This is a genomic window from Psychrobacillus sp. OK032 (genome assembly GCF_900111345.1).
Classification (GTDB): domain Bacteria; phylum Bacillota; class Bacilli; order Bacillales_A; family Planococcaceae; genus Psychrobacillus.
This window is the reverse complement of sequence record NZ_FOGY01000003.1, coordinates 326,494-352,264: the sequence shown is the minus strand read 5'-3', so window position 1 is coordinate 352,264 and position 25,771 is coordinate 326,494. Positions and strand designations below refer to the sequence as shown.

Here is a 25,771-nt window from a genome sequence, read left to right as displayed (position 1 = left end):
TAATTGTTACGAGTGCCTGGCACCAGTAACAATTATTTTTTACTGCTTTATCCTGATGATCCTTTATGGCGTGTTGAGTACATCATAAAAAGTGCCATTTAAAAGTAAGGTTAGGTCACCTATTACTCCTATACAAAAAAAGACAAAGTAATAAGTTGCTTTTGTAACTTCTTTTTTGAAAAGCTCTTTAATTGCTTGGATAAATAGTTGATCAAACTTAAACCAACTTAAAATCCAAGCAATTATTAGAAAGGATACAATCGTCATTAGTAATATACCTCCACTTCCACTAAACAACGATTTCGCTTCTAGTGAGTAGCACTTTTTTGTTTTTGTTTTTTCCACATGTCTTCTGCTGCTCCGGATCCGAGCATAACTCCTATGACGATTAGGAATAAGCCGATAAAATGGCGTCCTGTTAGTATCTCGCCTAAGAAAATGGCAGAGAGAATGAGCGAGAATAGTGGATTTAAGTTCATGAATATCGCTGATTTGGTTGCCCCAGCTTTACCTACTGCGTAGTTATACATCATGTGACCGACGGCAGTGCAGATGATTGCCGATGTTAGGAATAGTGTCCAAAACGTCGGATTCGTTTCTGTAAACGAGGTGAACGCGCCTGGTTCTTGTATAAAGCTTACAATGACTAATACTACCGCACCGATTAACATCATATATGCAGTGAGCAGTCTTGGGTCAAGTGTTGCCGCCGCTTTACTCACAACCATATAGCTGAGTACTTGCGCTAAAATAGCGAGAAAGACGTAAAAGTCTCCAATATTCGCTCCATTTGATGCGCCTCCTCCAACTAAAATAGAGACGCTCACTCCTGCTAGTCCGAATACTAGACCAAGCCATTGAATTTTCGTTGGAAAGTATTTTAATATAATGGCTGCGGAAATGGCTGTTAGCATTGGTCCAGTCCCTAAAATGAGTCCTCCGTGGGTTCCACTTGTGATGGATAAGCCAATATTGAGGAAATAGTGATGCAAGACGACATTTGTTAAGGAGCCTAGTAATATATATTTCCACTCTTGCTTCGTTGGTTTACGGAGAAGTTTCATTTTCCATAAAATGATAAACACCACTAAACTAGCACTTAATATGCGAAATGCAGTTAAAGTGACAGGTGGTACTACAGTAATTAAGTATTTCAATATAGGAAGGTTGGCTCCCCAAACGAACATGACGAACACGAGCATGGCATAAATTTTCCATTCTTTCACTTGAGGGCCTCCTTTATCAATTACGCCGAGGCATCACTTGCTGATGCAAGTTAGAATTGATATTTAGTTTTTTGATGAATAACTAAATGCGACATAGGCAATTAGCGATAGAATGACAGGCTACGACAGTATGAATGCCGAATAGATAGCCGTACGCTTCGTTATAAAAGTGTAACGCAATATAGGAGATAATTCCAGTTACCATTGATGCAACGGCTCCGTTCTCCAAACAAAGTGAATAACCGTAAATCCCATCCATATCTATCTCTTGCGTGTATGTTATTACACTAGTATAGCGAAGTTTTTTTGAGTTGTTAAGGGTAGATTTTGTTCTGGGCGTGGGGGTTGATCGAATGTCTAGAGAGATTGATCGATTGTCCAAGAGATGTTACTGGTGCCAAGCACAAGCAACATTCCGCCAATAAAGAAACCAGCTGTTGCTTAGTGCAACAGCTGGTTTCTACTATTTATACGTTAAATATCTGAGATAGTCTTTCCATCCGATTGCTTTGATGCTGTTCCAGGATGGGAGTTCACGTGGAAATGGCAGGAAAGCTGGTGCTTCGTCGGTTTTAGGATCTGCGTTTAGTACGATGCTATCGGTTTGTAGGCCTTCTGATAGGATCGCATGTTTATCCAAATCGAATGGTACGGTTACTTGTGTTCGCATGATTTTTCCGTCTTCTGAAAGTGTGTATACTTCGGCTGTTTCTTCTGACCGGTTTAGGAGCCAGTTTGCTTTCACGCGGATGGCGTTTTCGACTTCATTTGTGATGAATACGGAGTTGACGTTGGCTGAAAACGGTAATGTTTCTAGTTGTTCGTCTAGTTGAATTTGTACTTCGTATAGAGGTTCTTCCGTATTCTCACCAAATTGTTCGTATGCTTTTAGCCACTTGGATTCGTTTGCTGGCACTTGCGTTTTAGTAGAAACGATTCCCTCTACTACACCCTCTCGGTGGGCCGAGTAGTTATTCACACGTTGGCCTTCGTTTATTTGATGCCATTCTGCTTCTTTTGCGTAGGTGATGACTGATTTTTCATCCGCATAAATAGTTATAAAATAGGTTCCATTTCGTTCTTCAATTGCAGCAATATTCCCGTTTATTGGGCTTAGTAGTGCCGTTTCTCCCGATTCTTGACTTAGTTGGGTGCTGACAATCTGTAACTTGCGGTCTATTTCGGCAATTTTTTGTTCTGTTTCTGCAATCGCTTGGGCGAAGTTTCCTTCAGGTGAAACGTTCACGTCGACTTGAACATTTACAGTAGTTTCCCCTTCAGCTGATTGGTTGCTAGTTGAATTTGTATCTGCTCCGTAGCGCTCCGATTCTAGATTATCCAAAATTTCATAGAGTCGAGATTGTTCTTCCATATATGCCTGTTGCTCGGATTCCCAGTGCGCTCGCTGTACATCGGCAGACTGTGTATTTAATAGCGCAAGCTCCATTCCCTGTTGTACTATATCTCCTTCTAACACAACAATATCGGAAATAGCTTCCACATCAATGGTGACGATCATTTCATTTGCCGGCACGACGACTGATTCTTTTTCCAGCTCTTTTGTATATGTACTTTCGTGGACACGGTCATATTCATGGACGTAATAAGATCTCGCTATTTCGCTTTTATCCGAGAACAAAAGAATAGCGTTTGTAGCAATGAATGTAGATACTACAATGGCAATACCAACTGTTAATACTTTATTCATGCGGCTTGCCCCCCTTCGAACCACGCTTCTAGTGGAAGCACTTGGATTCCCGCTACGAATAAAGCAAGAATCAGTTGGATCACTAGTAATATGATAAATAGATTACGAGCGGACATTTCGGTGAATGCTCGTAAAAAGTGAAACTGGATGGCAATGATTAGTCCGGTAATTAAAGTTAATTCATTAAAAAAGTAAGTAAAAAATTCACTATCTAAAAATGTTGCAGCAAGCGGACCGAATGATAAAAGTGAAAAGTCCGTTGTGTACCCTACGATTGCATATAAGAAAAAAGTAAATGCTTTTTCCATTAAAAGTAATGCTACGACAAATAACTGTATTATTGCCACTTTCGACAATTCAATTTTCGTTATCTTATGTAAGATAAAGGCGATTCCAAAGAAATGGAAGGCCATATAAAGAAAGGACCAAATAATTGCTCCTATTAAAGAAGTCGCTCTTGCAATGACGAATGTATCTTCAAAGCCACCTACAAATAGTGCTGTAAGTCCTTCTGTTTGCATGCCCCATATATCCCGTAGTGCAAAAAGGAGAACCCCAAGTAGGGCTACTAGCCAGACACGCTTTTCAAAGCCGCGCATCTTTGTATCTTCTAGTGACCCAATTAACTCATTTCGGTTAAAAAGGTATTTCCAAAATCGAAATTCAAAAAACATTCCATTGTTCCCCCTCTTATGGCTGAACAGTTACTTCCACATAAGCACCGGTTTTCATCATTTCTCCCGTTTTCGTTTGGAATGTTGGATGAATGAGTAGTAAGTAGGCTGCTCCTTTTTCAAGTGGTGCTGTTGGTGTTAAAACGAACTGATTATGCGATTTTTGCTTGATGTTTACTTGCACACTGCTCGCTGTACCCAGTTTGACTAACTCCATTTTTTGTTGTTTGTTTGGTGCTATAGTCTTTGTGAATGTAACGGTAAATTCTTTTGTTGTTGGCACATTTTGTAGTGCCTGCATTTTTTTGTAGGTTTTATTTGCTTCAAGAATGGCATCTAGATGTGCTTTTTCTAGTTCTTGCCCAACTGTTGTCGTAATTTGTGGCTTGACTCCAGTTTTGTGTATTACCGTTCCTTTTGGTCCTGTAAAGTTTGCCACCGTCAGTTTTAGATAGGAACCATCAGACAAAGTGTAAAACGATTGCATCGAGCCTTTGCCATAAGTTGTTTGACCGTATAGTGTTGCTGATTTTTGATCAAGTAGTGCTCCAGCAACCATTTCTGATGCACTGGCACTATAACCATTTACAAGTACTTTTGTGTTCGCTGGGAACAGGGAGGTTTGCTGCACGGATTTCACTAATCCATTTTGCTTTTTCATTTGAAGTCCATATGCATAAGGACTATTTGGAAATAAACCAACCAGTTCCTCCGCTGTATGTACAAAGCCACCACCATTATTTCGTAAATCCACGATATATGAAGTTGCTCCTTGTTTTTGAAGTGCCTCTTTTGCTTGCTGTACTAGTGTTGCACCATCATCTGAAAATGTATTAAGTCCGATATACCCGATATTTCCATATAAAAGTTGCTTCGTCGCGGAGGGAACAGTGAATTTGCTACGGGTTATCTTGTACGTTTTTGTTAGATTAGTAGTTTTCAACACTTCTAGTTGCACCGTTGTTCCTTCTTTACCGGTGATAAGAGAAGATGCTTGTTGAATCGACATACCTTTCGTCGTCGCACTGTCAACCGACAAAATAATATCTCCGGGCTCTATCCCAGCTAGTGCGGCAGCCGCTCCTTCAAACGTACTTACTATTTGGATACCTTTTTCATGTTCTTCAATTATGACTCCAATACCAGTCGTCGAATTATTAATAGAGCCTGTATACGCCTCAAATTCTTCTTTTGAAAAATAAGTAGAATATGGATCCAGTTTCAAAATAATGTCATCAATCGAAGACATGCTTTGCAAATTGGAAGGAAGCTCCCCAAAATAATGTTCATTAACTAGTTGCTTCACCTCATCAATTGGCGCTGCCGCCGCTTCAATTGGAGCCAACAACAAACCAATTGTCATCATAATTGCTGCAAACGCGGAAACCCTCTTCATTCCAATTCCCCCTTTCGAACTCTATAAACCTATATTACCTCAAAATTCCTCTATCTGCAGTAATTTCTCCCATCCCTATCAAAACTATCCTTATTACAGAGTGATTACTCGTCTGGGCATTTCTAACGACTTTGTAGTATTGCGCTAGTAGGTTTGTATAATTTGTTAGGTTTTAGGGGATGGTGGTTGTAACTTTACAATAAATCGAGATATTTCCCGGGAAATTTACGTAGAAAGGAGTCGAATGCGTATGAAAATCGACAAATGGACCGGTTTCAGTTGGGGGGATATCTTGTTTGGTGTGCTTGGATCAAGTGGCTTCGTTTTATTCTTATACTTTTTTACTTCGTTTTAGAATCATAAAAACACCTATCAGTTTTTTGTTAGGTGTTTCTATGTGTTCATATTATTCAATTGCGAAACCTCCGTTAGATTCTTTAAATTGTTGTAATTTGTTGAATAGGCTAACGTCCTTATGCAGTAATGCATAGTCAATCATGCGTTCATAGTTTTGTTCTTCTAGTTCCTGTATAACTGTGGCAGCGTTTTCTAAAGATGAAGAACTCAAATTCATATGCACATTTGTTTCAATGATTGCTTGTAAATGTTTATGGATATCTGAAACAACTAATAGTTGATAGAGTGGTAGACGGATATATCGATTTCCTTTTTGGAAAACAAAAATTTCTGCTAGGTTTTCCACTTGCAATGTTTCTGCATGAACAATGATCTCCTTCCCTTCGACCGGTATGAAATGGAACAATTCGTCATCTTTACGGATGGAGAAGTATTGGTACGCAAAAACTAATTTTATTCTATTTCCTTCTTGCTTTGTGTAAAATGGCTTCATCAATTGTACGAGTAGCATGTCATCCTCTCCCTATGTTAGAATTTTCTGATTACTATTAGTTTATCATATTTTTCATTTTTCGTGTAGTGCATCTGGCAGGTTTCGGATGCTTAGGACGATAAAATAAACACTTATTAATTATATTTTGGCAATGTAGAAATAATGCGCATTAAAAAGCTCAATGGGTAACTGCTATGATTTTCGCTGCAATCAATGGAACTTGCTGACGATCAATAGCTAAATTGAATAGAGCTCCAGTTTTATCAACATCCTTCTAGCAGTTACAGTGACTCCAGCGAGAATAGCAGATGTTTTTTGCACCGAAAGCGAAGCGTTAGGTGCATGAGCTGAAGCCCCGGACTGTTATAGGAACAAAGGCTAAGTACGCCACATCGAACGGAAGGCAATCTAAATTCGCCGCGTCCTGCGGCAACGATTGCATGACCCACGTCCTGTGGGCCTCAACGCCTTTGTGACCAACACCCTGTTGGTCGAAGGCATGCCCGCGAAAAGTGTCCGCCCTGGAGCGCTAAATCCATGCGGAAACTTATTAGTGCGCATTATTCCTTGAACTTTCTAGCTGATCAAAGCCTCTGCACTTTCCTATAAAGTGTATATATGCCTTATATTTTTCCGAAAAAGTTATCCACTAGCCTTAAATTTCATAGTTTCCTAAGCTAAAAAAAAAGCAAATGCGAAATGCATTTGCTTTTTTATTGAATTTATCGTTTTACCAATAAGGCAGTTGGTTCGCTTCTTCCTTTAGCGTAATGGAAAAAGCCAACCTTTCTAGGGCCATATCTGATTGCAAACGTTTGAAATACTTTTGGTAAGATTTCCGATTCGGATAATTTGCCATTGCTTTCTAAATAGAACGAAAACGTCTCCGTTTCAAAATCTAACTCCAAATCATACACCGTGAAATCTTCCGCTACAATTTGTTTAATACTCTTTTCTAATTTTGCGGGATTACTTATCAAATACTTTAGATTGCTTGCTTTTGCACCAACCAGTTTTATTTCCTCCGTTTCCATCATCGGTTGGTGATTGAGAATACACAATAAATCAGGTATGTGTAACTGTATCCTTTCTATTTTCCACACTTCCTTCCTATCAATTTAATCCCTTATTTTCACATCATTCTAGTTACATACTATTATCTGTATACTACAAAAGCTAAATTGATACGTTAAAATCTCCATTTTGGCGATTTTTACTGTTATTCCCTCTTATTTCGATATTCTTGTCTCATTGTATAGGAGGGAATTGTATGGCTTTTTTTGAGCGCATTCGTGAATATCGTGAACAACTGGAAATTACACAAATGGAAGCCTCTAGACGCTTAGGCATTGACCATTCTGTCTTGTCGAAATATGAGCGAGGCGATCTTTCCGTACCAATTGAGTTATTAAGTAAATTTCTTGAAGTGTATCGCATACCAGAAAAAGAGTTTTTGGAAATGATAATTGGTACAAGATTAAAAAGTAAAAACCCAGGACTGGAAGCTAGGGAAAGTAGAGAACGATATCTTGAGTCCTTTTTGGAAGAATACGTCTCACCACTTATTCCACTAAAGGAATTTCGAGAGCTAGTGATTGATGTAGCCACTGTTTCTGATGAAAAGGAACGTAGACGTCTCCTCCAAAATAAACGTAAAAATAACTAAGCTTTTGCTTGTACTTTGCTATGACAGATTTCATAGTTCTAGATCAAGTGAAAGCTTTTTTATAATGTGTAAAACTTTTCTACAAGAGCTTCTACATTGTTGCGCAGGCGCACCACGGCGTCCTGAACTTAGACTGGACTCATCTAAGACAGGCGCTTTTTACTTTTGTTCATTAAAATAATAGGTGCGGCTTTTATTCTGGTTCGATTATACGTATAATGGAAGGAAAGCCTTTTTTCTTAGGAGAGATTCCGTTGAACCTTACTTCTTACCAAAAACTTGCCACACATTATAAAAAATATATTGACCAATCGATGGATACAATTGAAAAGAAGCTACATCCTGCTATTTTAGAGGACGAGGAGCTTGTTCGACGTGCCGCTTTTTTTGTGCGTAATGGCGCGGTTTCCATTTCAAATTATTATCCGCAGGAGCACAAAATTGATTTTACGGTTCGTGATGTAAGCAATATTGATGTATCTTATACACCTTTAAATGATCGTTTTATCTGCCCTTGCCCGATGCAGAAACCTTGTCGGCATATTGTGGCAGCTGTTTTTTATTTGTATCAGCAAAACGATTCGTTGTCGACATGGATTTCGGAGTGGAAATCCAATGATGATATGACACAGTTGACTTTGTTAAAAGATGAACGTAGTCCTAGAAGTTGGGAGCTAATTGTAGAAAACTTTTTCCGGAAGTTTATTTCCCAATATCCGCCTACTAGTTTTTATTTGTTAGAGTTTGCCGTACATGATTTGAAAGCGCAAATTAGAAAGTCGCGTCCTTTTGAAAGGGAATGGCAGCCAATCTATGATGTTTATGTAAATCTTTCTATTCTTGTTAAAATCTGGCCTTATTTAGAGCCGTTTGCGGATTCTAATATGCGCAATCGTGTTTTTCATTTTCTACATGAGTATGTAGAGGAAATGGATGACTATTTGGCACAACTAGCTTCAAAGCCGAGGATGTTTGCGGCGGATCCCTTCTACGACGATATGATGAAAACTGTGCGCTCTTTTTATTTTGAAACTGAGTCACTTTTTCGTTTTCGAAAGCATGTATATTTAGCATTTTGGGATGCTCTTGTGACGGACAAAGCGACGCGTATAGAAGAAGTACAGTATTTAGAGCAACTTGATAAAACAGATGAAGATATCCCTTTAAATATCGTGTTACCTTATTTTTATCTTACGTTATCGATGACTAGTGAGTTGCTTGCAGCAGCAGAGATGATGGAAACAGAGCAACTATTGGAATGGTTAGAAGTGTGCGAAAAAGCACTTCACACGACCAACAAAGATATGGTGAACAATCTTGCAAGGAAGTTATTGCCGCATGTTTCCTACTATTTAAACGAAGTGATTACCAACCCATCACGTGTCATGCTCATTCGCCGGTTAGAATTATTATTCGCTTCGATCCAGTTAGAATCAGAAGAACTTGAAAAGCTATATCAATCATTTGGGCTGTATGGTATACAGTCTTATTCGACTTTGTTGTTAAAAGAGAAGCGTTATCGTGATTGGATGGCGCTACATCAGTCAGCAAATTCATCGCTCGAATATGCTGAGGCTTGCGGTCTACCTATAGTAAAAGAAGAAGCTCCAGAAGTATTGCTTCCGCTTTATCATCAATATGCGATGCGTTTTATCCAAGAAAAAAATCGATATAGCTACAAACAGGCAGTTCGAATTTGGAAAAAGATGAAACAAGTAGCCAAGAAATCCAATGAAACCGATTACTGGAATGCATATGTAGAGAACGTCCGTGAAAAATACAAACGACTTCGTGCATTACAACAAGAAATAGAGAAAGGAAACTTGCCATTATGACCCAACCTTTATCTATTACAAAAGGCTTTTCACTCAATATTAATGCAACTGAAAATGGGAACTTCCATTTAACAACGTCAAGTACCCCGGCTGAACAATGGGTTCCCTACTTATATTTAGACCATCGGGAAAGTTATTTTGGACTTACTGCACAATTAGAAGACAATGCATTGATCGCTTCACCAGTTGAATTGGTTGAACTTTTTTCTGGAAAACCACATCCGTTTATCACTTTTTCCGGCATAAATGAGGATTCTAACAAATGGTTGCAAACGTTTAAAGAAGCAGCAAACGTTTGGGCGAGTTCAGATTTATGGGAACTACTACAATTAAAAGACAATACGTTTGAAGTGAATGCGCCAATTGATGATAAAGCGAAAGTGCTTATTTCAAATGCTGTAACACAGAAGCTTTATCAAGCTGGTCTTGCGATGGAAGATATACCTGCACTTATTCCGTTTTTCCAACAAGGCGGATGGCCGATTAAATCGCAAACGATGCACCCAAATGTACTCGTCGCATTACGATTATCCGAACCGGAAGCACTTGATGACACATGGCTACTCGAAACAGTCGTTCGCGGGAAGAAAAGCAGTGTATACTGGACGCCAGCATTTCGTAAAAAGTCACTACCTATTAAAAGCGCATTACCTGACAAATGGAATGAATTTAGCAGTTTTATAGAAGAAGTACAAACGAAAATGTTTTCCCTTATTTCTTCGATTGATAGCCTAAATCCGGAAATATTTTTCTCTTCCACTTTATCTGATGAAGAAGTTCGCATATTCTTGAGAGATGATTTAGTAAAATTACAAGCGCTCGGATTTGAAATCGTGCTTCCAGCATGGCTAAAAGCGGTCAAAGATACGAAAATGCGCGTCAAAACAATTGCAAAAACGGCGAATACGTATAAAACAACTGCCGGTCTCAATGAAATTTTGCAATTTAACTGGAGCTTCTCTTTAAACGGTCAAGAAATTTCAGCGGATGATTTTCAGCAGCTTGTGAATGAAAACCGTTCTTATATTCAAGCAGGAAATGAATGGTTCCGCATAGATGCCGCTTGGATGCACGAGATACGTGAGCTAATGAAGAAGTCTGAGGATGAAAATTGGACCGTGAAAGAGCTATTATTCCGAGAGATTCCGGAAGAAATGGCATTAATGTTAGATGATGACGAAGAATCTAATGAGGATCCATTATTCCAATTTGAATTACAAAAATCACTTCAAACACTGATGGAACAACTTTCAGAGAAAAAAGGGTTTCCCGCAGTCGAAGTTTCTCCTAATTTATTGACAACGCTTCGCCCTTATCAACAGCTTGGTCTGGAATGGCTTGTGTTCATGCGAAACGAACAATTTGGGGCTTGTTTAGCGGATGATATGGGACTTGGGAAAACGGTTCAATTAATTTCTTATTTATTGCATGTGCATGAAAAGGAAGAGCGAGAAACTCCTTCCCTAATCATTTGTCCAACTTCCGTTTTAGGAAACTGGCAAAAAGAGTTGGCAAAGTTTGCGCCTTCTTTGAAAGTTCAAACGCATTATGGTTCCGCTCGTACGAAAGAAATAGATTTGACTGCGGATATCGTGATCACAACATTCGGGACTGCCATGCAAGATGCAGAATCACTTGAAGAAATTGTCTGGTCTAGCATTACGCTAGATGAGGCACAAAATATTAAAAACATGCATACAAAGCAATCTCGTGCGATTCGTAAACTAACTGGTGCACATCATATTGCATTAACTGGTACGCCTGTCGAAAATAGATTATCTGAGTTATGGTCGATTTTCGATTTTATTCATAAAGGTTATTTAGGTTCATTCGGTAAGTTTCAGGAAAACTATATTGTGCCGATTGAACGAGATAATTCAGATGCAACGAAGCATAAGTTACGGATAAAAATTCAGCCTTTCTTATTAAGAAGAACAAAACAGGATCCGGAGTTGCTGCTGAACTTACCGGAAAAACTAGAGCAACGTGAATATTGTGCTCTAACTACCGAGCAGGCTGCTCTATATGAATCGCTTATTCAAGAAACGGTGAGCAAGCTTGACGCGCTTTCTGGTTTTGAGAAAAAGGGACTCATCTTAAAAATGCTAAGTAAATTAAAACAGCTTTGTAACCATCCCGCACTTTATTTAAAAGAGCCGTTCGATGACGCGGCAGACATGCTTGAACGTTCTGAAAAGCTTGCGCAAATCGTTACACTTGCAGGTGAAATTGCCGCTCGCGGCGAGCAATGTCTGATTTTCACTCAATATATTGGCATGGGTCATTTATTGCAACATTGCCTAACCGAAATATATGAGGTGGATGCACCATTTTTAACTGGAAGTATGCCGAAAAACCAGCGTGATCATTTAGTAGAGGCTTTTCAGGCGAAGGAATTTCCTGTTTTCCTTTTATCGTTAAAAGCTGGTGGAACTGGTTTAAATTTAACTGCTGCAAGCCATGTGCTGCATGCAGACCGGTGGTGGAATCCTGCTGTCGAAAATCAGGCAACGGACCGGGCATATCGGATTGGTCAGACGAATTTTGTGCATGTGCATAAATTCATTACGATTGGGACGATTGAAGAAAAAATCGATAAATTACTAGTTGAAAAACAGGCATTATCCGAAGAGTTGATCCATTCGAGTCAGTGGATTACGGAAATGTCTGACGCGGATATAAAAGATTTATTAACACTGTCTATTTGATTTTAATCAAATACGCCTCGGCGTATTTGCTCCTGCGCAAGCTCGTCGCAGAAAACAGTGCGCCCAGATTTTATCGAGCCCGCTCGATAAATTCCTCTAAAAATCTGTGGCATCCGCCGGAGGCTTTGGGCCAACAGGATGTTGGTTACTCAGGCGTTGCTGCAGGAAGCAGCGTTCTTAGCCAGAGTTCCTCGGATTTTCAGCAGGGGTTTGTGGATCCTCACTGAATTGTATGCATCCTTTACATTCTTCTCACTACTTATAGAAGTGGGAGACTACTGCTCCTGCGCAGGCTCGTTGCAAAAAAAAACTTGCTGAATGAAGTTAAAACCTGACCGAGCTTCACCGGTCAGGTTTTCCTCTTTTGTATCAGCAAAGTTTTGCGGTCTTCGCTTTCTATACTGGAAGTTGATTGGATTGTGTTGCTGGAAATTCGAAATCTGTTTCTTCATTTTTTGGTTGCTCGTGTGCAGCACTTGCTTGTGTATTATGTTGCTCTTCTTCGTCTCGTTTTTTAGTCACTAGAAATCGGATGTCCTCCACAACTACTTCTGTCACAAATACTCTCGTACCATCGCCTTTTTCATAAGATCTCGTATTAAGCCTACCTGATATCCCAACAAGTGAGCCTTTCCCACAATACTTGACCGTTGTTTCTGCGAGCTTCCCCCAAATCGTGCATAGCACAAAGTGTGCATCATCGTTTTTATATCCTTTGTTTACGGCAAGGATAAAACTTGTTTGCTTTCTCCCTTCCGTTAAATATTTGAGCTGTGGGGCTTTTGTCATTCGTCCGATTATCGAAACTGTGTTCACCATGTCACCTCCTTCTTTCCCATTGGTATTATCATAATGGCTCTATAAATTGTTAGCAAAAGCCAACAATTTCATTTACCCCCGTTTTTATTTGTGAAAAAGGTGTTTATATTTCCTCATTTTTCTTAGGTTCCAATAAACCCAGTAATTTGAAAAATCAAAAATACAAATTTAGCATTTTCGTAAGTTTTTTTATAGGGGCAGATTGCTATGCTATAATGGGTAATAATTAATCCTGTAAAGGTGGATTGTACATGAAAACATTCAAAATGATTTCCGTTGATATTATTAGAGATAACAATGAAATGCCGATTACGCTGGAAGATGGAATTGTCATCAATCAGGAGAATACAAGCCGGTCATGGATTTTAGAATTATTTATCGATCAAAAGTATGAAGATTTTTTTAACCAATTGAAAACTTCTGGGGAATTATTTAATGCTAAGGTTGTTATTTCTTATCCAGAAAATGAACCTGCACATTTTGAAGTAGTAACTTATTCCGTGAAACAAATTGGTGATTATTTATCGGTGTTACTACGTGGTACATTGAAACGTGCTAGACGAAAATATGCAGAGTCGCTGCTTTCTGATTTAATCGAGGAAGGATTAACTGGCGAAGCGCTTTTAACTAAATTTGAACATGATATGAGAACAAGACCTACTTTGAAAAAGGATCAATAAGAACAAAAGCGCAAGCGCCTATGTTAGAAGGGGGAGGTCTGCAAAGTGTTTTTCACATTTGATCCCGAGGGGCAACGTTCTTTTGCGACAAGCTGTGCGTAGGAGCACATGGTTTTAACTGCGACGAGCTTGCGCAGGAGCACATGGTTTTAACTGCGACGAGCTTGCGCAGGAGCAAGGCGCTGAAGTCTGGACGGGAAATCACTTGTAGACAGTTATCCACATGCCATAGATTTTGTTATTTCCTAAAGTATAGAAAAAGCTGACTCCAAGTTAAACCACTTGGAATCAGCTTTTTGTTTTTTATTTTTTAATTTCTTCTTTAATGATAACTTCTTCGTTGTTGTTCAGATTTGGTGCGTTTTTTGCATTTGGTGTAGTCAAATTATCATTGCCATTTGGTACAGTATTATCATGCACTTCTGGTACATTATTTATACCGTTGTTAGCACCGTTTACCCCGCCGTTAACACCATTGTTATCATTGTTGTTGACACCATTTTCATTTTTGTGTGTTGGTGACGGTGTATTAACATTAGGCTCCGGAACTACTCTGTCTACACCCTCTCGAACATCCTGCATGGGTGTTTCGTTATTATTTGGGGCGTTACCGTTACCGTTCATATTACATCCAACTAACAAAACAGAACAAAGAGCCACTACTGGCACAGCTTTTTTTAGCATTAAAAAATTCCTCCTTCCTGGATTTTGTTCATCACATCATTGTGACTTACGATAGGTTGTCCAAGGAAAGGAGGAACTATGCCTGGCAAACTTGCCTGTTTTTACATGTTCACCAACTGTATTTTTTAGCGAATAAAGGAATACTATTATTATGCGTTATCTACAACTGGACCTAATGCAAATAGGATGTCCGCTTCACAAACAAGCTCACCGTCTACTGTAGCGATAGCATGTCCTTTGCCCATTGCACCACGTAATTTTGTCAGTTCTACTTCTAATCTTAATTGATCGCCCGGCTTCACTTGTCTTTTGAAACGGCAATTATCAATGCCAGTAAAGAAAGCGAGTCTTCCTTTGTTTTCAGGAATTTGTAACACGGCAACCGCTCCTACTTGTGCAAGAGCTTCTACGATTAATACACCGGGCATTACTGGATATCCAGGAAAATGACCATTAAAAAATTCCTCGTTAATTGTTACATTTTTCAAACCTACTGCTCGTTTTCCTTCTTCTAATTCCAAAATACGGTCTATCATTAAAAATGGATAACGATGAGGTAAAAGTGCTTGTACTTGCTCTGTTGTTAACATAGAAACGTCCTCCTATTTCCCATCTTTTATATCTAAAATATGTTGGTATGTTTCCCATTTCAGTGCATCTTTTGGTGTACCGTCTCCTAAAACGCCATATCCGACCATTAGTCCAGCTGCTGCTGCTCCAGCAAAAAGTACGATACATAGTAGTATACGCAGCCAAATAGGGAACATACGAATTTGTACCCAAGATGTTTTTCTTGGTTCCGCTTTCTGCTCTTGTTCTTTTTCTAATCGTCGCTGTCGTCTGCCAGAGATATTTACTTCTTCTGTCATAAGCCTAACTCCTTACGGAAATGATTATCTTATTCCATTGATGAGACCCATCATTTGATCTGCTATTGTAATGGAACGTGCATTGAATTGATAAGATCGTTGCGCCGTCATTAAATCGGTCATTTCCTTTGATATATCCACATTTGACATTTCAAGTACTTGGTTTGCTACTGCAATTTCGCCTCGATTTGCACCTTGGAGATCCGTCATCACGTCGTCAGCATTTACGCCTAGTTCATCTAAATTAGTAGGCATACTAATATATGTCGAAGATATGTGTTCCATTAACTGCGGTTTTTGTAATACAGATACTGCAAGTTCTCGCTGAACAGTGGTGCCATCTGGATATGTTGCAGTAAGAATACCCGTCTCATTGATCGAAAAGCGTGATACATCTGCAGGAATCGTAATCCCCTGTCCGGCACTATCTGCCACTGGATAACCATCGCCATTTACAAGCATTAACTGACCATCTTCAAGTGGTGATACATAAAACGCTCCTTGGCGAGTGTATGCAGTTTGTTGTCCATTTTCGCCATCTGGCATAAGGACATTAAAGTATTGTTTCGGTTCCTGAAAAGCAAAATCTAAGTCTCTTCCAGTAGATTGCAAGCTTCCTTGTTTCCAATTCATTTGCGTTTGGGCAAGCGAAGCACCAACTCCGTAACGAATTCCTGCAGGAGATTGTCTTTCGGCAGTATCTAATTTGTCGTTATTGTACTGCTGGTAAAGTAATTCTTGAAATTTTACCTCTTTTGCTTTGTAGCCATGTGTGCCCGTGTTGGAAAGGTTATTTCCGATAATATCTAGTTGGTTTTGTAGCTGTGACATCGTGTTTGTTGCAGTAATCATTGTACGTAACATGCAGTGGACCTCCTTTCTAAATACTTTCTAGCTGCAGCGCTCTTGCCTGTCGGAGGCCTGCAGGATGCAGGTCATACAGTCGTTGCGACACGATGTCGCGAACTTAGACTGTATTCCTCTGAAATAGGCGCTTCCGCTTTTCTTTTTGTCCAGCTCCAGCGCCTAGCCCCTCGGGGTCAAATGTGAAAAAGCTGTGGTGGCTGAGGAACTGCCTCCTCGCTTTTCCCCATTTGCCTGTCGGGGCAGACATAGGCGCTTCCGCTTTTCTTAGTTCACTCGTCCAACTTCGTTTACTGCTTTTTGCATGCTTTGATCGTAAGCTTGCAATACTTTTTGATTTGCTTCAAATGCGCGGTATGCGGTTAATAGATCCGTCATTGTTCTTTGCGGATCAACGTTTGAACGTTCAATATACCCTTGTTGCATCGAGAAGCTAACGTTTGCTGTATCGTAAGCGGATGGTAAGTTTGTACCGTCAGCTGTTTGAAATAGGCCATTATCTTGTTTTCTCAACGTATCTGGCTGCGCTGCAAATGAAACTCCGATTTGTGCAACGGAAGTGTCATTTACAAAGATTTGCCCATCATCTGCCAATCGAAAGTCATCGTTTTGCAGTTGAATCGGCTCTCCGTTATTATCAAGCACATATAACCCTTGTGCATTCGTTAAAAAACCTGCTGGATCTAGTGTAAAATTACCGTTTCGAGTGTATGCTTCCCCTGCTTCAGGATGTTGCAAACGATAAAAAACGGCGCCTGTTTGACCAGTTCCCTCGTCCACTGGAAGTGATCCATCGATTAAGGCAATGTCCGTATTTAACTCAGTTTGTTGCAATTGACCTTGTGTTAACAGTGCAATTGTTTCTTGCATATATACGCCTGTACTAAGCCCGCCAATTTCAGCTGCATACTTTCCGTGTATAGCATTTTCCGTTGGTATTTTAGTGGGTCCTAATCTAGACAAAAGCATGTCCGGAAAAGAACGAATCGTCGATTGATCGGCTTTATATCCCGGCGTATTGGCATTTGCCATATTATTTGTCAGCAACTCTGTTCTACGTTGTTGCGCAATCATTCCAGATGCAACTGTATGAAATCCACGAAACATGAGAAAGCCTCCACTCTAATTTGATGTCTAGCTGCTACGCGAAGCTCCTCGCAGAAGTACGTTGCTCCCCGAAAAAAGCTACCTCCTAGGTCCGCATGAAGCGGATCATACAGTCTTTACAATTGCGATATAGCTAACTTAAACTGTACTCAACTATAAGAGGTGCTTCCGCTTTTCTAGCTAGCGTCTAGTTATTTTGTCTATGTTGTCTAACATAATTCCGGTTCCAATAGCGACACAATCCATTGGGGATTCTGCAACAAGTACTGGGACTTTCAATTCTTCCATTAGTAGATGATCCATCCCATGAAGAAGTGCTCCTCCACCAGTTATGATGACACCACGGTCAATAATATCGGCGGATAATTCAGGTGGTGTTTTTTCAAGCACATTTTTGGCAGCTTGTACAATAACAGAAACTGATTCTCTTAAAGCTTTTTCTATTTCATCTGATTGAATCGTTATCGTTCTCGGAAGTCCTGTTACCATGTCGCGCCCGCGGATATCCATTTCTTCATGGCGGCTATCCGGGAAAACCGTTCCAATCGTTATTTTAATATTTTCTGCTGTGCGTTCCCCGATTAGCAGTTTATATTCTTTTTTAATGTATTGAAGAATATCGTTGTCAAATATGTCCCCAGCAATCTTAATGGATTCACTCGTTACAATATCTCCCATTGATAGCACTGCAACATCTGTTGTACCGCCACCGATATCCACAACCATATTACCGCTTGGTTGGAATATATCCATGCCAGCACCAATTGCCGCCACTTTTGGTTCTTCTTCTAAGTATATTTTTTTACCGCCAGATTTCTCTGCAGCTTCACGGATTGCTTTTTGTTCTACACTTGTAATGTTTGTTGGACAACAAATTAAAATACGTGGTTTAGACAAAAATCCTTTTACGTTCAAACTATTGATAAAATACTTGAGCATAGCTTCTGTTATATCAAAATCAGCAATTACACCGTCTTTAAGGGGTCTAATCGCTACGATGTTACCCGGAGTTCTCCCAACCATTTGGCGGGCTTCCTCGCCTACTGCAAGCACTCTTTTTGTATTTCTATCTATAGCTACAACGGAAGGTTCGTTTAACACAATCCCTTTTCCTTTTACATGTATAAGTACGTTCGCAGTACCTAAATCTATTCCAATATCCTTTGCAAACATTAACAGTGTTTCTCCTTCCCTGTTAGAACCTTTTATATGTATATTTCGATACGTCTCTAACTTATAATTTTATCATAGTTTTGTCAGAATTACACTTTTTTAAGAAACATATAATGTAGAATTTGCGTGAAATGACTTAGGGAAACCAATTTGCAACCAATTGAGTATTGGCGGCAATCAAATCCTATGCATAAGCATTTAGTTTGTGGGAGAGAGCAACCAAATTAGGAAATTTCCTTTCTTTTTGTGGCAAAACTTATGCTGCATCTCGATGAACAAGAAAAAGCCGTGATTTTACAAATCACGACCTTTCCTATCTTCCTTTTTCGTTTTCCATTTTCTTTTCGTAGCCTCTCCACCTCGCAAATGCCTGACCGATTTATGATACGCAAGAATTTCTTTCACTTCTTTTGCTAGCTGCGGATCTACTAAATGAAGTCTTTCCGTTAAGTCCTTATGAACGGTACTTTTGGAATGACCGGTAGTGCTCGCGATGGCACGGACAGTTTTTTTCGTTTCAATGACCATTTCACCTAAACGTATACATCTATGACGAATCGTTTCGTGCACCAACTCTTCCTTTCGTTAGTAAAGGAACACTTTTCATCACTTTATGCATACGTATAAGTTATTATGAATTAAAAAGCTAGTAATGATTCCGGATTAACGAGTACGCCGTTGTCGAGTACTTCAAATTGCAAATGGTTGCCTGCAGTTGGATTCCATTCATTTTCCGATGTAGATGCAAGTGGTTGACCTTGTTCTACTTCGTCTCCAACTTTTACTAGAATGCCAGTGACTGAGCGATATTTTGTTTGCATACCATTTGCATGCGATAAGACAATTTCATCTCCTACAAATGGATCTAGATTTACTTCTTCTACTTTCCCACTCATTGCAGCTACTACTTCGAAAGGTTCGCTATTCATAGAAAGGGATACACCTGTGCTTGTTCTGTAAGTTTGATTGAATACGAGCAATGATTTTTCACGAGTCGTTTCATCCGCTTCCATGTCGTAATAATGTTGTACAACCTCCACGTTATCTAGCAGAGCTTCTTCGAAAGGATATTTCATGTTTTCTGCTTGAGCGTTCGTTTCGATTGCTACCTTTTCAGGTTTACTACCTGCATCGGACCATTCTGCATCCTCCGCTGAATCTGTGCTAACATACACATTGTACCCCCAAATCATCCCTACAAATGCTACCGCAAAACCTGTGTAGACTAGTGGCCAAAACCATGGTTTTTTCGGATTGGTCTTCGTCTTCTTCTGAGAAGGCTTGTTTGATTGTTCTTCTCTCATTTTCATCACCTCAATTGCATTGTTGGCAAATCAAGGAGATTTTAAACATGCTGAAAAACTTTTTATTTCTGTTTCTTTATAATAGTGCAATAAAATGTCGTGAGCCTTTACGGAATCGTTCGCTAGCACCTCTGCCCCGTACTGGCTCATCCCTACCCCATGCCCGTATCCAACAGTGTTTACTACCACTTTATCATTCTGGAAAGTTACCGTGAAATCGGTGGATGGTAGTCCAAGTAATGTACGAACTTCTCTGCCAGTCCATGTCTTGCCACTCATTTGAATCGACTCTACACGGTTTGTATCTGTCTTTGTAACTTGAAAACTAGTTGCTATGTTAGAAGACCACTTTATACCAAAAGCATTTGCCCATTCCTTATGGGTGAATTCAAATTGCTTTTTTATATTCGGAGCATATTGTTCTTCTGCTGCACTTTGCACTGAAACTAAATAGGGAATCGCATACCCGCTGTAATTTTCCGCACTTTCTGTTTGGCCGTTGCTCGAAGAAAAGAACATCGCGGTGATCAGTTGATCTTTGTAAACAATTATTTCGCCTTCTGTTGCGGCAACAACCTTTTGAAGCTTGTCCTCATATGCTTCAAAGGAGGCCCCCCATTTTTTCTTGCGCTCTTCTTTTGTTGCGTATACTTGTTTTTGCACTGTTTTGTCGATTGACTTTTCCCCATAGTTTGTTTCCCTTAGCACATACGTCCTTGCTGCAATGGATTGCGCCTTTAACGCTTCTTCATGGAAGATAACAGGCATTTCTGCAGCTACAACCCCTAGTACGTATGTTTCAAGAGGAATTTTCTCCTTTACCCCTTCCACTTCTATTAGTATTGGGCAGTCTATTTCGAGTACTTTTTCGACTACTGGTGCAGGTTTTGCGTCATGCTTTACTTTGATTAATAAAAAGGGTAATAACAAGAGGCAGATGCAAAGTATTAGTAGTAGGATATTTTGTTTCATAGGACAACTATATGCTAGTTTGGGATTTTTCATGAATGAATAATTTTAATTGGTTTTGTCGTGTTCGGCTGGTCGTTTGTCGTGTTCGACCGGTGTTTTGTCGCGTTCGATATATGGTTTGTCGCGTTCACGGGGTGTTTTGTCTCGCTTAGGCTTATATTGGAAACTTAGTTACTTACAAACTGATTTTTGGCTAGGCAAGAGCTGCCCGAGCTGCCCTTTTGGTTTTGTAGTGCTGGGCTAGTCGTTTGTCGTGTTCGACGGGCGTTTTGTCGCGTTCGATATATGGTTTGTCGCGTTCATGGGGTGTTTTGTCTCGCTTAGGATTATATTGGAAATTTGAGTGCTAATTTTTGCGTAGGCAAGAGCTTTTGAACTCATGCTTCACTTATTCTCTAGCAAAGTGCAGCATTAAACGCAAAAAAGCACTATCCACGAATAGATGAATAGCGCTTTACATATATTATTATACGAGTGACACTGCCTTTTCAGGACTTTCGGTTCCGATACGTTCGATGTCTGCACCAAGTGCTGCAAGCTTCTTGTCGAAGTCAACATAACCACGGTCTAAATGATATAGTTCAGTTACGCGTGTGATACCTTCAGCAACTAAACCTGCGATGATTAATGCTGCTGCTGCACGTAAGTCTGTAGCACCAACTTCTGCACCTTGTAGATTAGATGGAGACTCCATTATAACTGAGCGTCCTTCGATTTTCATATTGCCATTCATGCGTCGGAATTCTTCTACGTGCATGAAACGATTTTCAAAAACAGTTTCTGTAATGATGCCAGTACCGTGTGCCGTCATCATTAATGCCATCATTTGTGATTGCATATCAGTTGGGAAACCAGGATGTGGCATTGTTTTAATATCTACTGATTTTAAATCGCCACTAGCTCTCACACGAAGGCCCTGTTCCTCTTCTGTAATTTCAACACCCATTTCTTGCATTTTCGAAATTAGGGCTGTCATATGTTCAGGTACGGCATTTTCGATGATCACATCACCTTTTGTAATTGCAGCTGCAACCATAAATGTTCCTGCTTCAATACGATCCGGGATGATGTGGTGTTCTGTACCGTGAAGCTCTGATACACCTTCGATACGGATTGTATCTGTACCAGCACCTTTCACTCGACCGCCCATTTCGTTGATGAAGTTAGCTAAATCGACAATTTCAGGTTCTTTTGCTGCATTTTCAATAACAGTAGTACCTTGTGCAAGAGCTGCAGCTGTCATAATGTTTTCGGTTGCACCAACACTTGGTACATCCAGATAAATTTTGGCACCTTGTAAACGACCATTTGTTTTCGCCTCGACAAAACCATTACCGAAAGAAATTTCAGCACCCATTGCTTCGAATCCTTTTAGATGCTGATCAATTGGACGTGAGCCAATCGCACAACCTCCAGGTAATGCAACACGAGCAAAACCATTGCGCGCTAAAATAGGGCCCATTACAAGAATAGAGGCACGCATTTTACGCACATACTCAAATTGAGCCTCACTCGAAAGTCTTTTTTGTGAATCAATAATTACTTCATTCTTTTCAGGACTATATATTACTTCTGTATTTAAACTTTTTAAAACCTCGTTTATTGTCAAAACATCTGCAAGCGTTGGCACATCTTTAATAACGTTTTTTCCGTTTGTTGCGAGCAATGCTGCCGCGAGTACTGGTAGAACAGCATTTTTGGCACCTTCTACTCGAACTTTCCCGTTTAACGTTTGGCCACCTTTAACAATGATTTTATCCACTTCGTTCCCTCCGCGTTCTTATCCTCATTTGCTTTATATAAAAGAAATATGTATGATGTCATATTTAGGTATTCAAAACAATATTCATCATACAACGTAATTCGACTATATACAAGCATCAAAAACACTATTTTCAATGTCTAATTCAGTATATTTTCTTGTTCTATTATACGTAATACCCAGGCTTTTCGTGTAGATAATTTTCAATACCCCATAAAACTTTGCACCAAACCTATTCGACAAAATATTTCCCAGGAAATACGAGCAGATTCTACATGCTCATACAAACTTGTCCATTATTTGCATGAGCATATAGGATCTGTTTATTAATTAAATAAAAATTGTAGTTGGTCCGACCAGGCAGTGAGGTTCAAGAAAAAGTTTGCGACAGTTGAGCCTATTGTAATGCTAGCCAAAATGAATAAAAGTTGCGCTTGAAACACATGATTCTTTTTAATTATTCTGTCCAGCATAAGTGCCTGTAATGCATAAAAAGAAATTCCGATAAAAAAAATATTTGCTAAAATCGCAAGTACTGCTTGTTCGCTATTTAAGAAACCCATTTTTCATCGTCCTCCAATTTGTTTTTTCGTCCCTAACTAGTTATTTACGATTTAAAAACGCTAATTTAGTATTTTGAACGTTACAAAATTATGTATTCAAGAAAAAACGGGCAGAACTTTTTCTGCCCGTTCCAAAATACTAAATAAAGTTAAATGTTACCCTCATAAACGTTGATACGATTCATAGCACGTTTCAAAGAAAGTTCAGCACGACTAGAGTCTAATGCATCTGTTTTACCTTGAAGACGTTGTTCTGCACGTTTCATCGATTCTTTAGCACGAGCTACATCGATATCGGAAGCAACTTCAGCGGATTGTGTTAGAATGGAAACCTTTTCAGGTCGAACTTCTACAAAACCACCGTTGACTGCCACGTACTCGGATTTCCCAGCTTTTTTCAGTTTAACAGCACCTATAACAAGTGGTGCAACTGTTGGAATATGCCCAGGTAAAATACCGATTTCACCGGATGCTGTTTTAGCGATGATCATGTCGACTTCAGAATCGTATACCGGGCCGTCGGGAGTGACAATATTGACTGTAAGTGTCTTCATATTTTTACCTCCTGGTCCGATTTATTATACTTCTACGCCCATGCTTTTCGCTTTTTCAACTACTTCTTCAATGCGTCCAACTAAACGGAAAGCATCTTCTGGAAGGTGGTCATATTTTCCTTCAAGAATTTGTTTAAATCCTTGAACTGTTTCTTTAACTGGAACATATGAACCTTTTTGACCAGTAAATTGTTCCGCAACATGGAAGTTTTGAGATAGATAGAACTGAATACGACGTGCACGGTTAACCGTTAATTTGTCATCGTCCCCTAATTCATCCATACCTAAGATTGCAATGATATCTTGAAGCTCTCTGTAGCGTTGTAAAGTATATTGCACTTGACGTGCTACTTCATAATGCTCTTGTCCTACGATTTCTGGTGAAAGCGCACGAGAAGAAGAAGCTAGAGGATCCACCGCTGGGTAAATACCCATCTCAGATAATTTACGCTCTAGGTTTGTTGTTGCATCTAAGTGAGCAAAAGTTGTTGCTGGAGCTGGATCCGTATAGTCATCGGCTGGTACATAAATCGCTTGGATAGATGTAACTGAACCAGTATTAGTAGACGTGATACGCTCTTGTAATTGACCCATTTCCGTTGCAAGTGTTGGTTGGTAACCAGCAGCAGAAGGCATACGACCTAATAGTGCTGAAACTTCCGAACCAGCTTGTGTGAAACGGAAAATGTTGTCGATGAATAATAGTACGTCTGCACCTTGTTCATCACGGAAATATTCAGCCATTGTAAGACCAGTTAAGGCAACACGCATACGTGCTCCAGGTGGCTCATTCATTTGACCGAATACCATTGCTGTTTTCTTAATAACGCCAGAATCGCTCATCTCATGGAATAAGTCGTTTCCTTCACGTGTACGCTCACCAACACCAGCGAATACCGAAATACCACCGTGTTCTTGTGCGATATTGTTAATCAATTCTTGGATAAGAACTGTTTTCCCTACACCGGCACCACCGAATAGACCGATTTTACCACCTTTAATATATGGAGCTAATAGGTCTACTACTTTAATACCTGTTTCAAGAATTTCAACTTCAGTTGAAAGATTTTCGAATGTTGGAGCTGAGCGATGAATTGGATCACGACGATCATTCACTGAAATTTCTTCTCCTAGGTCGATAACTTCACCTAACACGTTGAATACACGTCCTAGAGTAACGTCACCAACTGGAACAGAAATCGCTGCACCAGCATCAATTACTTCCGTACCGCGCTTAAGACCATCTGTCGATGCCATAGCAATAGTACGAACTGCGTCATCTCCTAAGTGTAAAGCAACTTCTAACGTTAACGTAGTAGGAGCTTCGTTTGGACGTTCAATCGCTACAGTTAAAGCGTTATAAATAGCTGGTAAGTGGCCATTGTCAAACTTAACGTCAACAACTGGACCCATTACTTGTAGTACTTGTCCTTTGTTCACTACTGTTCCCTCCTGTCTTACTTTTCTTTCATTGACTAATCAAGAGCCGCTGCACCGCCGACGATTTCCGTAATTTCTTGCGTAATTGCCGCTTGTCGTGCTCGGTTATAAACTAATGTTAAATTACCAATTAAGTCAGTTGCGTTGTCTGTTGCAGATTTCATAGCAGACATACGCATAGCATGTTCACTTGCTTTACCATCGAGTAATGCACCAAAAATTAGGCTTTCCGCATATTGTGGAAGTAACACTTCTAGAATCGCTTCAGCAGAAGGATCGAATTCATAAGAAGCAGTTGTGCCCGTTTCTACTGCAAGATCCGTAAGTGGCAGTACCTTTTTCTCTGTAACTTCACTAGAGATGGCACTGACAAAGTGGTTATAGTACATATATAGTTCATCATATGTACCATCCGTGAACATACCAACAGCTCTGCGCGCTATTTCTTTTATATCAGAAAAGGCAGGTTGATCTGGTAAACCTATTACTTCTCCGATTACATTCGAACCACGTTTAGAGAAGAAGTCACGTCCCATACGACCAATTGCTAAAATAACATATTCATCTTTGGAAGAATGTCGCTCCGCTATTGCATTAGATGCTGCACGAATAATATTACTATTATACGCACCTGCTAAGCCGCGATCTGCCGTAATAACAAGATATGCAGTCTTTTTCACAGGACGAGAAGTTAGCATTGGATGCGCTCCATCACTTGTTCCTGTTGCAATTGCACCTACCACTTCCTGAATTTTCGTCATGTAAGGAACATATGCTTTCGCATTTTCCTCTGCACGGTTCAATTTAGAAGCTGAAACCATTTGCATAGCTTTCGTAATCTGACTTGTTTTCTTTGTTGACGTAATTTTACCTTTAATATCGCGTAATGATGCCACTGGTATTTCACCACCTTATCG

General features: G+C 39.8%; 26 protein-coding genes. 4 read left to right on the top strand and 22 right to left on the bottom strand.

All coding sequences use genetic code 11. The annotated features are described in order from the left end of the window. Positions 1-63 precede the first annotated feature (63 nt). From BMZ04_RS08640 to BMZ04_RS08610, 7 genes are all read right to left on the bottom strand, one after another. Positions 64-267: a hypothetical protein gene (locus BMZ04_RS08640; RefSeq protein WP_093267956.1), complete on the bottom strand. Its 204-nt coding sequence runs from the start codon at positions 265-267 to the stop codon at positions 64-66. Between the two features lie 41 nt (positions 268-308). Then, positions 309-1,226 (bottom strand): DMT family transporter, encoded by a 918-nt coding sequence (locus BMZ04_RS08635; RefSeq protein ID WP_093267951.1) that lies wholly within the window; start codon positions 1,224-1,226, stop codon positions 309-311. A 463-nt stretch (positions 1,227-1,689) separates the two neighbouring features. Further along, positions 1,690-2,934 carry an efflux RND transporter periplasmic adaptor subunit gene (locus BMZ04_RS08630; protein WP_093267948.1) on the bottom strand — a complete coding sequence of 415 codons (1,245 nt, stop codon included), beginning with the start codon at positions 2,932-2,934 and terminating at the stop codon, positions 1,690-1,692. Next, a complete protein-coding gene (locus BMZ04_RS08625) occupies positions 2,931-3,608 on the bottom strand; it encodes a hypothetical protein (protein ID WP_093267946.1) in 678 nt (225 codons plus the stop codon). The genes BMZ04_RS08630 and BMZ04_RS08625 overlap by 4 nt, the downstream gene beginning before the upstream one ends. 16 nt (positions 3,609-3,624) lie before the next feature. Next, positions 3,625-5,004 (bottom strand): S41 family peptidase, encoded by a 1,380-nt coding sequence (locus tag BMZ04_RS08620; RefSeq protein WP_093267943.1) that lies wholly within the window; start codon positions 5,002-5,004, stop codon positions 3,625-3,627. A 406-nt stretch (positions 5,005-5,410) separates the two neighbouring features. Beyond that, a complete protein-coding gene (locus BMZ04_RS08615) occupies positions 5,411-5,872 on the bottom strand; it encodes a transcriptional regulator (RefSeq protein WP_093267940.1) in 462 nt (153 codons plus the stop codon). A gap of 704 nt (positions 5,873-6,576) precedes the next feature. Continuing rightward, on the bottom strand, positions 6,577-6,888 hold the full coding sequence (locus BMZ04_RS08610; RefSeq protein WP_218145519.1) for a hypothetical protein: 312 nt from the start codon (positions 6,886-6,888) through the stop codon (positions 6,577-6,579). Positions 6,889-7,124: 236 nt separating this feature from the next. Between BMZ04_RS08610 and BMZ04_RS08605 the strand changes: the two genes are divergently transcribed. The 3 genes from BMZ04_RS08605 to BMZ04_RS08595 all read left to right on the top strand — a co-directional run bounded on the left by BMZ04_RS08605 (position 7,125) and on the right by BMZ04_RS08595 (position 12,063). Continuing rightward, the gene (locus BMZ04_RS08605) at positions 7,125-7,520 is read left to right on the top strand and encodes a helix-turn-helix domain-containing protein (RefSeq protein WP_093267936.1); all 396 of its coding nucleotides are present in this window, start codon (positions 7,125-7,127) and stop codon (positions 7,518-7,520) included. A gap of 254 nt (positions 7,521-7,774) precedes the next feature. Further along, a complete protein-coding gene (locus BMZ04_RS08600) occupies positions 7,775-9,355 on the top strand; it encodes a hypothetical protein (protein WP_093267934.1) in 1,581 nt (526 codons plus the stop codon). Next, positions 9,352-12,063: a DEAD/DEAH box helicase gene (locus tag BMZ04_RS08595; protein WP_093267932.1), complete on the top strand. Its 2,712-nt coding sequence runs from the start codon at positions 9,352-9,354 to the stop codon at positions 12,061-12,063. The genes BMZ04_RS08600 and BMZ04_RS08595 overlap by 4 nt, the downstream gene beginning before the upstream one ends. Positions 12,064-12,459: 396 nt before the next feature. On the opposite strand, the gene BMZ04_RS08590 is transcribed toward BMZ04_RS08595, so the two are convergent. Then, positions 12,460-12,882: a single-stranded DNA-binding protein gene (locus BMZ04_RS08590; RefSeq protein ID WP_369802641.1), complete on the bottom strand. Its 423-nt coding sequence runs from the start codon at positions 12,880-12,882 to the stop codon at positions 12,460-12,462. Positions 12,883-13,133: 251 nt separating this feature from the next. Between BMZ04_RS08590 and BMZ04_RS08585 the strand changes: the two genes are divergently transcribed. Then, on the top strand, positions 13,134-13,562 hold the full coding sequence (locus tag BMZ04_RS08585; RefSeq protein ID WP_093267928.1) for a YwpF family protein: 429 nt from the start codon (positions 13,134-13,136) through the stop codon (positions 13,560-13,562). Between the two features lie 303 nt (positions 13,563-13,865). On the opposite strand, the gene BMZ04_RS08580 is transcribed toward BMZ04_RS08585, so the two are convergent. The 14 genes from BMZ04_RS08580 to atpG all read right to left on the bottom strand — a co-directional run bounded on the left by BMZ04_RS08580 (position 13,866) and on the right by atpG (position 25,750). Next, complete coding sequence (locus BMZ04_RS08580; RefSeq protein WP_093267926.1) at positions 13,866-14,246, bottom strand: hypothetical protein; 381 nt, start codon at positions 14,244-14,246, stop codon at positions 13,866-13,868. 149 nt (positions 14,247-14,395) lie between these two features. Next, the gene (fabZ, locus tag BMZ04_RS08575) at positions 14,396-14,836 is read right to left on the bottom strand and encodes a 3-hydroxyacyl-ACP dehydratase FabZ (RefSeq protein WP_093267924.1); all 441 of its coding nucleotides are present in this window, start codon (positions 14,834-14,836) and stop codon (positions 14,396-14,398) included. A 12-nt stretch (positions 14,837-14,848) separates the two neighbouring features. Continuing rightward, entirely contained in the window at positions 14,849-15,115 is a 267-nt protein-coding gene (locus BMZ04_RS08570; RefSeq protein ID WP_093267922.1) for a DNA-directed RNA polymerase subunit beta, read from the bottom strand. A gap of 24 nt (positions 15,116-15,139) precedes the next feature. Continuing rightward, positions 15,140-15,979 carry a flagellar hook-basal body protein gene (locus tag BMZ04_RS08565; RefSeq protein WP_093267920.1) on the bottom strand — a complete coding sequence of 280 codons (840 nt, stop codon included), beginning with the start codon at positions 15,977-15,979 and terminating at the stop codon, positions 15,140-15,142. Positions 15,980-16,246: 267 nt separating this feature from the next. After that, complete coding sequence (locus BMZ04_RS08560) at positions 16,247-17,086, bottom strand: flagellar hook-basal body protein (RefSeq protein WP_093267918.1); 840 nt, start codon at positions 17,084-17,086, stop codon at positions 16,247-16,249. Between the two features lie 180 nt (positions 17,087-17,266). Further along, a complete protein-coding gene (locus tag BMZ04_RS08555) occupies positions 17,267-18,259 on the bottom strand; it encodes a rod shape-determining protein (RefSeq protein WP_093267916.1) in 993 nt (330 codons plus the stop codon). Between the two features lie 294 nt (positions 18,260-18,553). Next, positions 18,554-18,829 carry a sporulation transcriptional regulator SpoIIID gene (locus BMZ04_RS08550; RefSeq protein WP_093267914.1) on the bottom strand — a complete coding sequence of 92 codons (276 nt, stop codon included), beginning with the start codon at positions 18,827-18,829 and terminating at the stop codon, positions 18,554-18,556. A 68-nt stretch (positions 18,830-18,897) separates the two neighbouring features. Further along, a complete protein-coding gene (locus BMZ04_RS08545; protein ID WP_093267912.1) occupies positions 18,898-19,563 on the bottom strand; it encodes a M23 family metallopeptidase in 666 nt (221 codons plus the stop codon). A 30-nt stretch (positions 19,564-19,593) separates the two neighbouring features. After that, a complete protein-coding gene (gene spoIID / locus BMZ04_RS08540) occupies positions 19,594-20,535 on the bottom strand; it encodes a stage II sporulation protein D (RefSeq protein ID WP_093267910.1) in 942 nt (313 codons plus the stop codon). A gap of 466 nt (positions 20,536-21,001) precedes the next feature. Continuing rightward, positions 21,002-22,297 (bottom strand): UDP-N-acetylglucosamine 1-carboxyvinyltransferase, encoded by a 1,296-nt coding sequence (murA, locus tag BMZ04_RS08535; RefSeq protein WP_093267908.1) that lies wholly within the window; start codon positions 22,295-22,297, stop codon positions 21,002-21,004. A gap of 326 nt (positions 22,298-22,623) precedes the next feature. Then, complete coding sequence (locus BMZ04_RS08530) at positions 22,624-22,860, bottom strand: DUF1146 family protein (RefSeq protein WP_093267906.1); 237 nt, start codon at positions 22,858-22,860, stop codon at positions 22,624-22,626. 149 nt (positions 22,861-23,009) lie between these two features. Further along, entirely contained in the window at positions 23,010-23,414 is a 405-nt protein-coding gene (locus tag BMZ04_RS08525; protein WP_093267901.1) for a F0F1 ATP synthase subunit epsilon, read from the bottom strand. A 24-nt stretch (positions 23,415-23,438) separates the two neighbouring features. Continuing rightward, positions 23,439-24,854 carry a F0F1 ATP synthase subunit beta gene (gene atpD / locus BMZ04_RS08520; protein ID WP_093267898.1) on the bottom strand — a complete coding sequence of 472 codons (1,416 nt, stop codon included), beginning with the start codon at positions 24,852-24,854 and terminating at the stop codon, positions 23,439-23,441. A gap of 35 nt (positions 24,855-24,889) precedes the next feature. Then, positions 24,890-25,750, bottom strand: a complete 861-nt coding sequence (atpG, locus tag BMZ04_RS08515; RefSeq protein ID WP_093267895.1) for an ATP synthase F1 subunit gamma — start codon at positions 25,748-25,750, stop codon at positions 24,890-24,892. Positions 25,751-25,771: the final 21 nt, after the last annotated feature.